Consider the following 12,470-nt stretch of genomic DNA (forward strand, 5'->3'; position numbering starts at 1 on the left):
GTTTAAATTGCGGGATTTCAGGAACGAAGAACGCCCTTTTTCAATATAATATTCGCATAAAGACGTCTTTCCCCTGTAGCGATCACAGCATAGGCTTCTTTAGTTCGCTCGTAAAAAGCAAAGCGCTCTAACGGCTCAAGACTGATGGTGCGCCCTTCAGCTTTATACAAAAGTGCTTCAAATTCTGGGTATATTTCAGGCCGTTCATTGGGCGAATCCATCGCAGCGGCAGGAGATTCGACAAAATCATCAAGTGGCAACACCGACAAAACCGCCTCTAGCGTGTCGGTCGCACTAATGCCGGGCAATTGCACCAACCGCTGAGCCATCGAATCTGCTGGGAAATTGGCATCCACGATGGCGATTTCGTCACCGTGCCCCATATCCGAAAGAATGGCGAGAAGATCGCCAGTCAGCAATGGATTAATGGATTTAAGCATTTGTCCCCCTTGTGGATAGAGCCGATCAACGCTCGCAATAACAAAGGAAACACCTGCGAAAAGCAAGAACTTATCAAGTAGGGAACGTCTTAATGTTTTTCGAAACAGTTCTAAAGAATATTCACGAACTATCAAAGCAAAAATCCCGGACAAAGCCGGGATTTTGAAATGCATCTGATCGGAAAACTGGAGCGGGCGAAGGGATTCGAACCCTCGACCCCAACCTTGGCAAGGTTGTGCTCTACCCCTGAGCTACACCCGCTCGCGCCAGTCAATGACTAAAATCATTTCCATCAGGCAGCCGTTATATGGACCAAGATTCTGACGAATGCAACCTAGTTTCTCATCAGAATTTGAAGTTATTTACAAAAATTTGCGGCACTTTAAGCTTTTTCCCTAACGACGCAACAGGCTGAGGACAGATGCAGCCGCAGCAAAACCTGATGCAACCAGCAAAATATTGGGTATGTTTTGAACGCCAAAACCGGCGAGTAGATAGCCTGCCAATGCCGCGCCCAAAGCTTGGCCGGTGACCCTTGCAGTGCCAAGCATGCCGCTTGCTGCTCCACTGCGCACACGCGGCGCGGAGGTCACAATCAATCGATTATTCGGAGCCTGAAAGAGCCCAAACCCAAGACCACACACGGCCATCCGCCAGCAAATATCAATTGCCCCAGGATCTGGGGGTAACAATCCAAGCGATGCAAGCCCTGACGCAAAAATAAACAATCCGAGAGAGCCGAGCAATGCGGGAGAATATTTGTCAGATAATTTGCCTGACAGGGGAGCAATGATTGCCAGTGCAATGGGCCATGGCATCATCAGCAATCCGATCTCAATCGGTTGGAACCCATAAACCGTTTGAAACAAAAACGGCACCGAAATGAAGGCCATTATTTGCCCAAGGAAAGATATGATTGAGGTGCAAATTGAAAGCGTGAATATAGGAACTCTAAGCAAATCAAGCGGAAGGAGTGGATCGTCCATTCGTAAGGAGCGCCGCACCAACACTATGCTGGACACGGCGCATATGACGGCTTGAAGCGCCAGAAATTTAAAGGGCAGTCCGTGCCCCGCACCATCAATCGTAAGAATAAGCAGGCCGATGCTCAGAGCACACAATATCGCACTAATCGCATCAAATTTGCGGGAAGATCGGTCGCTATCGGGCAGGCTTTTAGAGCCAATAGCAACAACCAAAATGCCGAGTGGGATATTGACGACGAATAGCCAAGGCCAGCTAGCAAAATGCAGAATAACGCCCGAGAGCGTTGGGCCGATCGACGCCGAAACCGCAACGAAAAGTGTATTTAGCCCAATCGCTGTTCCAAATTTGGCTCGCGGTACGATATAGCGCAATAAAGCAGTGTTGACACTCATCAGCCCAGCCGCCCCAAACCCCTGAACAATGCGTCCTGCGGCCAACATTTCGAATGATGAGGCGAATACGCAGGCAAAGGATGCCAGCGTGAATAGGGATACTCCCAACAAATAAATCAGTCGATAGCCATATATTTCACCCAATGTGGCCAGCGGCAGCAGCGAAATAACAATTGCCAACTGATAACCGTTGACGATCCAAACAGTGGCTGAAGGCTCGACATTAAAATTTGCAGCAATCGTCGGTAGCGCAACATTGACAAGGGTACCATCGAGTACGGCAAGTACCAGCCCTATCATTATGGTAACCCACGACCAATAAAAGCGCGCCCCGGTTAGACCATCAGGTGCAGTGCTGGTTGGGTGGGTGTTTTCCGCATCGCGAGCCATAATTTCTGCCAAAAATGTAAACCTATATTGTCGAGGTTTACCCAATCCAAATCGCAATTGCCAATAGAGAGGAAAAATTTTCCCAATAGAGTGGGAGCAATTCGGTACGAATGACATTGCGAGACGCGTGAAAGTGATCTCACCTGAGCAAATGACAATATTTGCAAGAATGGATTGTAAGAACTGGCTAATTTCGTTTTGTTAGATAGAACCTGACAAAAGCAACTCTTAGTCAAAACTTTTGGATTTTCGCCAAAATTGGAGATAGCGGCGGAACATCCGCGCTCGTCTCCATCAAAAATTTTGATATGTGCGACCTCTAACTGGTGACTACCTCTATCAGGCAAGATATAGGAGCGTTAACGGCAATCGCTTTGCTTTAACGGCAACAAAGGTTCGACACCGAACGTCTGGCAAACCGAATGGTTATTTTCTTTGCTCGATGCAAATCGATATTCACTGGAAAAGTCAGGGTATATGGCAATTATTGAATTCAATAGGGCAGGGGAAATATGAGAAGATTGCTCCAGGCCGGACTTATAACGGCGGCGATGCTTGCATCGATCAATGGCGCATTTGCTAAAGATAGCTTGATCGTGGGTGAAGTATTGGAGCCTCCGGGGCTCGATCCGACCGCAAATGCTGCGGCAGCAATACGTCAGGTAACCTATGCCAATCTTTTTGAAGGATTGGTTCGCATAGTCGAAGATGGAACGCTTGAGCCCTTATTAGCTGAAAGCTGGACGGTTTCTGATGACCGGCTGACCTATACATTCAAGCTGCGAGATGGTGTACAATTTCACGACGGCACAGCTTTTGATTGTTCAGTGGTTAAATTTTCTTATGAGAGGGCGGTTGCACCAGATTCAACCAATGCGCAAAAAGGCCTCTTCGAACCCATTGAAAACACGCAGTGTCTTGACCCTTTAACTGCCGTCATTACCCTCAAGCGGCCAAGTTCTAACTTTTTGTTCAATATGGCTTGGGGCGACGCGGTGATGATTGCCCCAAATTCTGCTGCTAAGAACCGCACCAATCCGATAGGAACCGGCCCATTTCGTTTTAAACGCTGGGTTCAAGGAGATCGGGTTGAGCTTGAACGTAACCCCGATTATTGGGGCGAGCCGGCCCAATTATCAGCAGTTACCTTCCGTTTTGTGAGCGACCCATCTGCTGCCGCAGCAGCGATCATGGCCGGTGATATTGACGTATTTCCTATGTTTCAGGCGCCCGAACTGATAAGTCGTTTTCAAAGCGATGACAGGCTGGAAGTCCAAATTGGTGATACGGCCGGGAAGGTGATCCTCGCACTTAATAATAAGCGTCCGCCCTTCGATAATTTGAAAGTGCGACAAGCGCTGGCCCATGCAATTGACAAAAAACTTTTGATAGAGGGTGTTTATTCCGGTTTTGGCACGCCAATTGGCTCGCATTATGCGCCGGTAGACCCCGCCTATATTGATTTGGCGGAAACCTATCCCTACGATCCCGAAAAAGCGAAACAGCTTTTAAAAGAAGCCGGCATTGAACCGGGGACACAGATTACCATAATCTTGCCACCGCCCGTCTATGCCCGGCGCGGCGGTGAAATTATCGCGGCGATGTTGGCGGAAGTGGGCATTCACGTCAATCTTGTTCCCATCGAGTTTGCGCAATGGCTTGATCAAGTGTTCCAACGTTCTGATTTTGACGCCACCATCATAGCGCATACCGAAGCGCGTGATCTTGATATCTATGCGCGTGAAAAATATTATTTCAATTATGACAGCCCCGATTTCAAGCGGCTTTATAAGCAATATTCCGAAGCCCGCAGCGATGAGGAGCAGTTGGAACTGGTTAAAAAACTTCAACAAAAACTAGCTGAAGACCAGCCTAATATTTTTCTCTTTTCCCTCCCCAAAGTGGGCGTCTGGAATAAGCATGTCAAAGGCATATGGCAGAATATGCCTATCCCTATCAACGATCAGACAAAGACATATTGGGACGATTAAGAAACTCTGGTAAGCCGCGAATAATACAATATTTGCGGCTCACACGACTTAAGGAGAATGGGATACACCATTCGAAGGGGTTGCCGTGCTGTCCTATATTTTAGGGCGATTAATTTCGCTTGTGCTGACTACGCTAGCAGCGTCGGTTATCGTTTTTCTGCTCATGCAGGTGCTGCCAGGCGATCCGGCGGCGGTTATCCTTGGGTTAAATGCACAACCGGAAACACTTGCGGCACTTCACAAGCAGCTTGGTTTCGATCTGCCATTGTGGCAGCGATATTTTAATTGGATCGGCGGCTTTCTGATCGGAGATTTCGGCACCAGCTACACCTATTCTGTACCAATTAGCGAATTGCTCGGCCCTCGTATCATGGTCACTTTGCCGCTCGCATTTTTATCGATGGTTTTATCGGTGCTAATAGCAATTCCCGTTGGTGTATATGCTGCAGCAAAACGCGGTCAAATGGGAGATGTGCTTTCCATGGGAGTGGCACAGATCGGCATTGCGATACCAAATTTTTGGCTTGGTCTGTTATTAATCTTGTTTTTCGCCTTGCAGCTTGGCTGGTTTCCTGCATCTGGCTTTAATGGCTGGGAAGGGGGCTTTTTGAATGGCATCCGTTCACTATTCTTGCCCGCCCTTGCTCTAGCTCTGCCGCTAGCGGCTATCCTTGCGCGCATTACTCGATCTTCAATCCTTGAAACATTGAACGAAGATTTTATTCGCACTGCGCGCGCAAAAGGACTGACCCGAAGGTCAACTCTCTGGCGTCATGCTGTCCCTAACGCGCTGATCCCCGTCATCACCATTTTGGGATTGCAATTTTCCTTTTTGTTGGCAGGGACGATTATTATTGAAAATGTATTCAACCTGCCGGGCCTAGGTCGATTGGTGTTTCAGGCTATCAATCAGCGCGATCTTATCACCGTTCAATCATTGGTCACACTGCTTGCGGCCTCTGTTATTGCTGTCAATTTTATCGTGGATTTAGTCTATGGATTGGTCGATCCGCGCCTCTCAAGAGGGGACCGCGGATGATCGAAACAAAGGCAAGGGCAGGGGCAGGCGAGGCCTTAAAACCAAGCATTCTCAGAACTATAGCGTCGAGCCGCAACTTGACCGTCGGTTTGGTAATCACTTTATTGCTGGTGGGCATGGCACTTATCTCTTTTGTAGGGACACCGTTTTCGCCAACGGCGATGAACTTTCGCGAAAAACTACAAGCGCCAAGCTTCGCCCATCCATTTGGAACAGATAATTTTGGCCGTGACGTCTTTTCGATGATTATGGTCGGCGCGCGAAATTCTCTTGCGGTCTCGCTGATAGCGGTTTTGGTGGGAGCGGGCATAGGCGTGCCCTTGGGCGCGTGGGCCGCAGCACGTGGTGGCGTGATTGACGGGCTTGTCATGCGCATGACGGATTTGGCATTTGCGTTTCCCGCTCTGTTAACCGCCGTAATTTTCACCGCTGTATTTGGGCCGAGTGCGATAAATGCCATGATCGCAATCGGCATTTTCAACATTCCGGTATTTGCGCGAATTACACGGGGAGCTTCGCTTAGCCTTTGGAAACTCGACTATATTCTAGCGGCACGTTGCGCCGGTCGCGATGATTTATCCATCACGCTTTTGCATATTTTGCCCAATATCAATCATATTCTCATCGTGCAGGCGACGATCCAATTCGCCCTTGCAATTGTTGCAGAGGCAGGGCTTTCATATGTTGGTCTTGGGTCCCAGCCCCCTATGCCCAGCTGGGGCAAAATGCTCAACGAAGCGCAGACCTTTATCTATGACGCGCCTTGGCTTGCTATTTTCCCTGGCTTAGCGATCACGCTCGCAGTACTGGGATTAAATATGGTGGGGGATGGCTTACGCGATGTGCTTGACCCTCGCTTTCGGAGGCAAAGATGACAGCGCCTTTGCTTGAGATGGTCGATATGTCGGTACATCTGCCTCTTGGAAACCAGACAGCAACAATAGTTTCGGATTTAACATTATCGCTCAATCGGGGCGAAAGGCTCGGCATTGTCGGAGAATCCGGTAGCGGAAAAACCATGGCGGCCCTTGCCCTGATGGGACTGTTGCCAGAACGTATGCGGATCAGGGGTGATCTTCGTTTTGATGGCATGGATCTGACCAAGACGTCTGAAGAGTCGTTTTGCAAATTGCGTGGTCGGCGCATAGCGATGATCTTTCAAGAGCCGATGACAGCCCTCAATCCGGTCAAGACTATTGGCGCACAGATTGCCGAAGGTCGCCGTTTGCACCTTGGTGAAAATCGAACCGATGCGGAAAAAAATGCCCGCCTATTGCTTGATCGCGTTGGTCTCAGCGCACCGCGTTTTGACCTTGGCCTTTATCCGCACCAGCTTTCCGGTGGTCAACGACAACGCGTCATGATCGCGATCGCTATCGCTTGCAAACCCGATCTGCTTATTGCCGATGAGCCCACAACTGCGCTCGACGTAACCCTTCAGGCGCAGATTCTCGATCTTCTTAATGAACTGATTGCGGAAACCGGCGCAGCACTCATATTGATCAGCCACGATCTTGGTGTGGTGTCCGAAATGAGTGATCGTGTTGCGATTATGTATGCAGGCCGGATTGTCGAAATAGCTCCAACTAAAACCGTTTTCCAGCATATGGCCCATCCCTATACACGAGCGCTTTTTGCAGCATCGCCAAACATGGCGACAATCGCCCGCGATAGTAACGGAAGGCGCCCGCGGCTGGCTGCAATTCCCGGCATTGTTCCAGATCCACTTCATCGACCATTCCATTGCCATTATGCTGATCGATGCACCTTCGTGCAGAATGATTGCCGTGATGCGATGCCTCTGCTCGCCCCGGTGGGCGAGGACGCGAAAGACCATCGTGCAGCATGTTTTCATCCTCGTGGCATTAAGGTGTCCGGATGAGCAAAATTATTTTGCAGGTTCAAAACCTTGTGCGTGAATACCAATTGCCGCGCATGTCTTTATTTTCACCACCACGCCACCTGCGAGCACTGGATGATGTGAGCCTTGAGCTCAAAGCAGGCGAAAGCCTTGGCATTGTCGGCGAAAGCGGTTCCGGCAAATCGACATTAGCGCGAGCAGTTATGGGGCTAGAAAAGCCTCAATCAGGAAAAGTCATTATCAACGGAGAGGATATTTACGCGCTTGATCTTAAAAATTTGCGTAAAGCCCGCAAGAATTTTCAAGCCATATTTCAAGACCCTTTTGGTTCGCTTGATCCGCGTTACACTGTTGAGCGGATCGTTTCGGAACCACTGATTTCACTCGACCTTGAATCGAATAAAATTGAGCAAAAAAAGCGGGTTGACGAAGTTCTCGAAGCTGTTGGATTAACGCAAGCTTCAGCTAAAAAATATCCGCATGAATTCTCTGGCGGACAACGTCAGCGTATTGCAATTGCTCGCGCGTTGATTACCAAACCGGCCTTGATTGTAGCGGATGAACCCGTTTCCGCATTGGATGTTTCTATCCAAGCGCAAGTGTTGAATTTGATGATGGACTTGCAGGAAAAATTCAATCTTTCCTACCTTTTTATCAGCCATGATCTTGGTGTTATACGTGCGATTACTGACCGGGTTGCTGTTCTATATCAGGGGAAAATAGTGGAAGACGGCCCCACCGGTTCGGTTTTCGAGAACCCCCAGCACTCCTATACTAAGGCTTTGATTGATGCCGTGCCAAAGCCCTTTTCTCGTCGTCGGACCAAGTGTCTATAGATAGATTAGCTTTATCGGCCTAGCATTACTGGGTTGCGAAAAACGCATATGCTAGGCTGGATTTGATGTTTATTTATATCGTTCCATCGCCGTGAGCCTTTGCATCAACGGTTCTGCGTCCCGCCAAGTGTAAATTTCAGTCCGCAAGAATTCCAACTCAGCATCAAGTTCGTCTTCACCAACCTCAATCCACCATGCTTTGGGGCGGCCATTATTGCCGTCAGACCATCTATATCCGCGTGCTTTAAGAGCGTCTTTCATTTCAAAAGGGCTGTTTTCAGCATATAGCTGGATGCGCGAGCGTTGGCTTGTATCAAGCAATTCTGCAAAAGGTGTACCGTGATCTGACGCTTCTTTGAGAACTGTTAGCAGTGCATGGCAATCGTCCTCAGCGCGGTGTCCGTTATGAAAATATCCGCTCTGCCCAATCAAATAACCAAGCTTGGTTCCTTCAAATCCACGGCGTGCCCAATCCACTTCCTTGACCGAACACGCCCAAGGTTTGGATGAAAACACGGGCGAAAAACGCTCCAAAAAGGGTCGATCAAAACCTGCATTATGGGCTATAATCAGGTCAGCATCCGAGATGATCGCTTCGAGTTCGGCGAGGGCTATTGTCTGGCCTTTTACCATCTCGTCGGTGATGCCGGTAATACGGGTGATGACTTCCGGTATTGGCTTTGATGGCTCCCGAAGACCACTAAATCTTGCGCATACGCCGCCGATGGAACCATCATCAGCATAACGAAACGCAACGGCTCCGATTTCGATAATTTCTTCTTGTGCAGGATTAAGACCCGTCGTCTCCGTATCAATCACAACTGCAAGCCGAGGATAGGTGATGCTGCATAATTCGGGGTCAACGGGCAGGGGATCAAGCCGTTTTAAAATACGGTACCTTCCGGTTTCTTTTAAGCGCTGCACCATATCCTGTTCAGATAAGGGCTGCCCAATGCGATCAGTGACACGCTTGGCGCGCGATGGGTTGGCTTTTTCTTCATGCTCCGCGAGAGGAGCAAAAAGATCAAACTGATAACGCATAGAAACTCTCCGTAGTGGGGGCCGGGCGTAAAAGACGATGCCAGCCCGGACTAGAGAGACCAAGCCCTCAATCGGTTTAGTAACAGAATAAGTAGCCGTTCTGTTTTATCTGTGCTGCAAAAAAGGTTGCAGAAGAAACGCTCAGCTCGGGGCGATCTGCCCGAGTGAAGCTGTGAGTAGGTGCATTTCCAGGCGAGCGCTTTCGCCGCTGTTTCACTGCATCGGCTAACTGAGCTCATCTTTTTCAAACAACACTTCAAGCTTCCAGCCATCTCCCGATATTTACTTAAGTCGCATAATCAGCATTATGGAACTATTTGGAGCCACGATTTTAAATCTGGCGCGTAAACTATTTTTGTTTTTATGACGGATTAAATGGCGACTGTGAAATCAAGGCAGAACAATAATTATGTAAGAAGTCAAAATATACTCGTATTAACCCAAGTATAATCGCGATGTTACTTAAAGGTTTATTCAAGTGATCAGGGTATCAAATTATCAATTGACATAATTATTGAAAATTAGTGCGATGAAGCCGATAGTTGCAGCTTGCACAGAGCATCGACGGAACCCCAACTGCTGGGCTTATCGGTGCAGCGCCGATGGTTCTAAGAGCAATCGTACCTAAATAAAAATGCTCTGAGTCTCGCAAGACTCAGAGCATTTATGAATCAGGTCAAAGCCTGATCACGGGTTTCGACATTAATGAAAAATGCGATCAAACCTGCCAGCGCCAGCAGACCAGCAAACAGAGCGACCGCCATATTGAAGCTTTGACTGACGACGATTGCTAATGCCGATGGTGCGAGCAGCCCACCCAATCGGGCCATAGCGCCCGCCGCGCCCATGCCGCTTCCACGCAGAGCCGTTGGGTATAGTTCAGGAGTGAATGCATAGAGCGCACCCCAAGTGCCCAACAAGGCAAAACTCATGATCAGAATTGAGGAGCCGACAAGCGCTGAGGTTGTGGCCACGGTAAACAGCGCGCAAGCCGCGGCACTGATGAATAAAAACGCAATTAGTGTCTTCCGCCTCCCCCAAGCTTCAACCCCATAAGCGGCCAATGCATAACCTGGGATCTGCGCTAGAGCTACAACGACCAGAAAGCCGTAACCTCTTACAAAACCAAAGCCGTCGCTAGCTAGCTTTGCGGGTATCCAGGTGAAGATTCCATAGTAAGACACCGACACCAAAAACCATATTGCCAAGATTATCAGCGTGCGTTGCCGCAGATTTGGAGATAGTAGCTTTTCCGTGGTAACCATCTGTGGCGCTTCAATAACGACGTCAGGCGCAAGCTCAGGCTTACCATTGCCGCGCAGGACCCTATTCATCACCAATTTAGCCTCATCTGCACGTCCGATCTTAAGCAGATGCATGGGGGATTCAGGAACCCAAATGCGCAGCCAAATTCCAATAAGCGCAGGCGCCGCTGTGACGATGAATATATAGCGCCAGGCATCTTCAACCCCGGCTAGGCTTGCAGCCCACGCAGCCAAAGCAATGATCACCGTTCCCACGGCCCAAAAACCTTCCAGCATCACCAGCCAACGACCACGATTTTTGGACGGTAGAAACTCAGCCATCATGGCATAATCAACCGGGAGCGTGCCGCCTACCGCAATTCCCGTGAGGAAACGCAAGGCTAGTAATATGCCAAAGCTTGGCGCAAAGGCCGAAAGAAGTCCGAATACTGCATCGCAAGCCACGGTGATCAGCAGCACCTTGCGTCGACCGTAACGATCAGCAAGCTTGCCGAACACGGCGGCACCAATAAGCATTCCCAAAAAGAACAATGTGCCCGTTTGCAAGGCCTCGCCAATGGTAAGCCCAAATGTCTTGGCAATCGCAGCGCCGGTGAAGCCCACCGCCAAAACCTGCATGGCATCGGCTGCCCAAACAAGTCCAAAGACACCCAGCAGATTCCGCTGGAATCGACCTGTCCCCGCTTTATCGAGCGTTTCCTCAATTGTGACTTTCATACAGTTACCGTCCCTTTACCCTGTGAAATTGAAGCCCTCAATCTGTTCCACGCATCGACAAAAATAAGAGCTTGCTCTGATTCTCACTTATACACACTTTGAGCATAACTACTAGAGATTGCTTTAATCGTGTTTCGTTCTCTGAGAAAACGGGGTAAAGCTGGCAGAAATGATCAAGGGGAACGGGTGATGACGATAACGGCACGTGATTTCGGCATTGTTTGCGGGTGCTTGCCCCCGGGTGCCAAAAACCTCATTACGGACGTTCCGGGGGTTCGCGTTGGCCATCACACATTGCGCGCGGGTGAGATCCACACTGGAGTAACCGCTATTTTGCCGCACGGTGGCAACTTATATCGACGCAAGATATTAGCCGCCTGCGATGTCCTCAACGGCTTTGGTAAAAGCACCGGATTGATACAGATCGAGGAGCTGGGAAACATTGAGACGCCCCTATTGCTCACCAATACATTTGCTGTGGGAACTTGTGCCAATGCCCTTATCCGCGAAGCTATTAATCAGAATCCTGATATTGGCCGCAGCACTGCCACCGTTAATCCTGTCGTCTTAGAATGTAATGATGGTCCGTTGAACGACATTCAAGCGCTCGCAGTTACGGAGGCGCATGCGTTAATGGCGCTTGAAAATGCTGACGTGGAATTTTTACAGGGAAGTTTCGGTGCCGGAACGGGCATGACTTGTTTCGGGTTTAAAGGCGGAATTGGCAGCGCGTCCCGTCGAATTAAACTGGATGATAAATATTATCATCTGGGCATTTTAGCACTGACAAATTTTGGTCGGTCAGGTGATCTTATTCTGCCGGACGGTCGCGCCCCCTCACCCAATACCAAGCGCGAGGCGGAGCAAGGTTCAGTCATTATCGTGCTCGCTACCGATGTACCTATGGAATCTCGTCAGCTAAAACGTGTTACGCGCAGGGCTGGTGCAGGATTGGCCCGGCTTGGTGCCTTTTGGGGGCATGGCAGCGGCGATATTGCCATCGGTTTTTCGACAGCAAACGTGTTTGACCACGACGAGTCTCAAGACTTGATTACGCTAACAGCTTTGAATGAAAATCGCATTGACACGCTTTTTAGGGCTGCCGCAGAGGCGACCCAGGAAGCAGTACTGAACTCTATGTGCGCGTCTCCTGCTTTCGAAGGACGTTCGGGAAATCGCCGACCGTCGCTTGCGGACTGGCTCAAAATGGATCTTCGCTTAAAATAAGTCCCATCAAGAGAATTATCTTGATATATTGATTTTAAAGTAAGCGATAATATATTGATATATAACTTATTTTTCTAATTCATATAATGTTAAAAATGCGATATTGATGACGCTTATAAATTGATATTTAGCGCATTTCTTTTCGTTTGATCCTTTTCGGAAGGAGGTTGTTAACCTTCATTTTCTATTACTTGGACTCATTATGGGCGTCTAATCGATGGTTCAGGTATCATGCGTAATTTGAGAGAAAATCCCCGTCTAGGAAATGCTAATCGCGAAACCG

10 protein-coding genes and 1 tRNA gene are annotated in these 12,470 nt (G+C 49.0%); 6 read left to right on the forward strand and 5 right to left on the reverse strand.

What is annotated here, in order from left to right:
- Positions 1-17: 17 nt before the first annotated feature.
- The 3 genes from C7374_RS05770 to C7374_RS05780 all read right to left on the reverse strand — a co-directional run bounded on the left by C7374_RS05770 (position 18) and on the right by C7374_RS05780 (position 2,210).
- Positions 18-440: an RbsD/FucU family protein gene (locus C7374_RS05770; RefSeq protein WP_111574941.1), complete on the reverse strand. Its 423-nt coding sequence runs from the start codon at positions 438-440 to the stop codon at positions 18-20.
- Positions 441-627: 187 nt separating this feature from the next.
- Positions 628-702 (reverse strand) — tRNA-Gly (locus C7374_RS05775).
- 134 nt (positions 703-836) lie between these two features.
- Entirely contained in the window at positions 837-2,210 is a 1,374-nt protein-coding gene (locus tag C7374_RS05780; protein ID WP_245412590.1) for an MFS transporter, read from the reverse strand.
- A gap of 512 nt (positions 2,211-2,722) precedes the next feature.
- Here C7374_RS05780 and C7374_RS05785 point away from each other — a divergent pair.
- From C7374_RS05785 to C7374_RS05805, 5 genes are all read left to right on the forward strand, one after another.
- Entirely contained in the window at positions 2,723-4,201 is a 1,479-nt protein-coding gene (locus C7374_RS05785) for an ABC transporter substrate-binding protein (protein WP_111574673.1), read from the forward strand.
- 85 nt (positions 4,202-4,286) lie between these two features.
- The gene (locus tag C7374_RS05790; RefSeq protein WP_111574674.1) at positions 4,287-5,240 is read left to right on the forward strand and encodes an ABC transporter permease; all 954 of its coding nucleotides are present in this window, start codon (positions 4,287-4,289) and stop codon (positions 5,238-5,240) included.
- Positions 5,237-6,115, forward strand: a complete 879-nt coding sequence (locus C7374_RS05795; RefSeq protein ID WP_111574675.1) for an ABC transporter permease — start codon at positions 5,237-5,239, stop codon at positions 6,113-6,115. The genes C7374_RS05790 and C7374_RS05795 overlap by 4 nt, the downstream gene beginning before the upstream one ends.
- Positions 6,112-7,122 carry an ABC transporter ATP-binding protein gene (locus C7374_RS05800; protein ID WP_111574676.1) on the forward strand — a complete coding sequence of 337 codons (1,011 nt, stop codon included), beginning with the start codon at positions 6,112-6,114 and terminating at the stop codon, positions 7,120-7,122. Before C7374_RS05795 ends, C7374_RS05800 begins: the two co-directional genes overlap by 4 nt.
- Complete coding sequence (locus tag C7374_RS05805) at positions 7,119-7,937, forward strand: ATP-binding cassette domain-containing protein (protein WP_111574677.1); 819 nt, start codon at positions 7,119-7,121, stop codon at positions 7,935-7,937. The genes C7374_RS05800 and C7374_RS05805 overlap by 4 nt, the downstream gene beginning before the upstream one ends.
- A gap of 69 nt (positions 7,938-8,006) precedes the next feature.
- Here C7374_RS05805 and C7374_RS05810 read toward each other — a convergent pair whose 3' ends face one another.
- Positions 8,007-8,978 carry a 3'-5' exonuclease gene (locus tag C7374_RS05810; RefSeq protein WP_111574678.1) on the reverse strand — a complete coding sequence of 324 codons (972 nt, stop codon included), beginning with the start codon at positions 8,976-8,978 and terminating at the stop codon, positions 8,007-8,009.
- A gap of 671 nt (positions 8,979-9,649) precedes the next feature.
- Positions 9,650-10,960 (reverse strand): MFS transporter, encoded by a 1,311-nt coding sequence (locus C7374_RS05815; protein WP_111574679.1) that lies wholly within the window; start codon positions 10,958-10,960, stop codon positions 9,650-9,652.
- Positions 10,961-11,149: 189 nt separating this feature from the next.
- Here C7374_RS05815 and C7374_RS05820 point away from each other — a divergent pair, with 189 nt between their 5' ends.
- Entirely contained in the window at positions 11,150-12,187 is a 1,038-nt protein-coding gene (locus tag C7374_RS05820) for a DmpA family aminopeptidase (RefSeq protein WP_111574680.1), read from the forward strand.
- Positions 12,188-12,470 lie beyond the last annotated feature (283 nt).

The organism is Falsochrobactrum ovis (assembly GCF_003259955.1).
In the GTDB taxonomy this organism is placed as follows: domain Bacteria; phylum Pseudomonadota; class Alphaproteobacteria; order Rhizobiales; family Rhizobiaceae; genus Brucella; species Brucella ovis_A.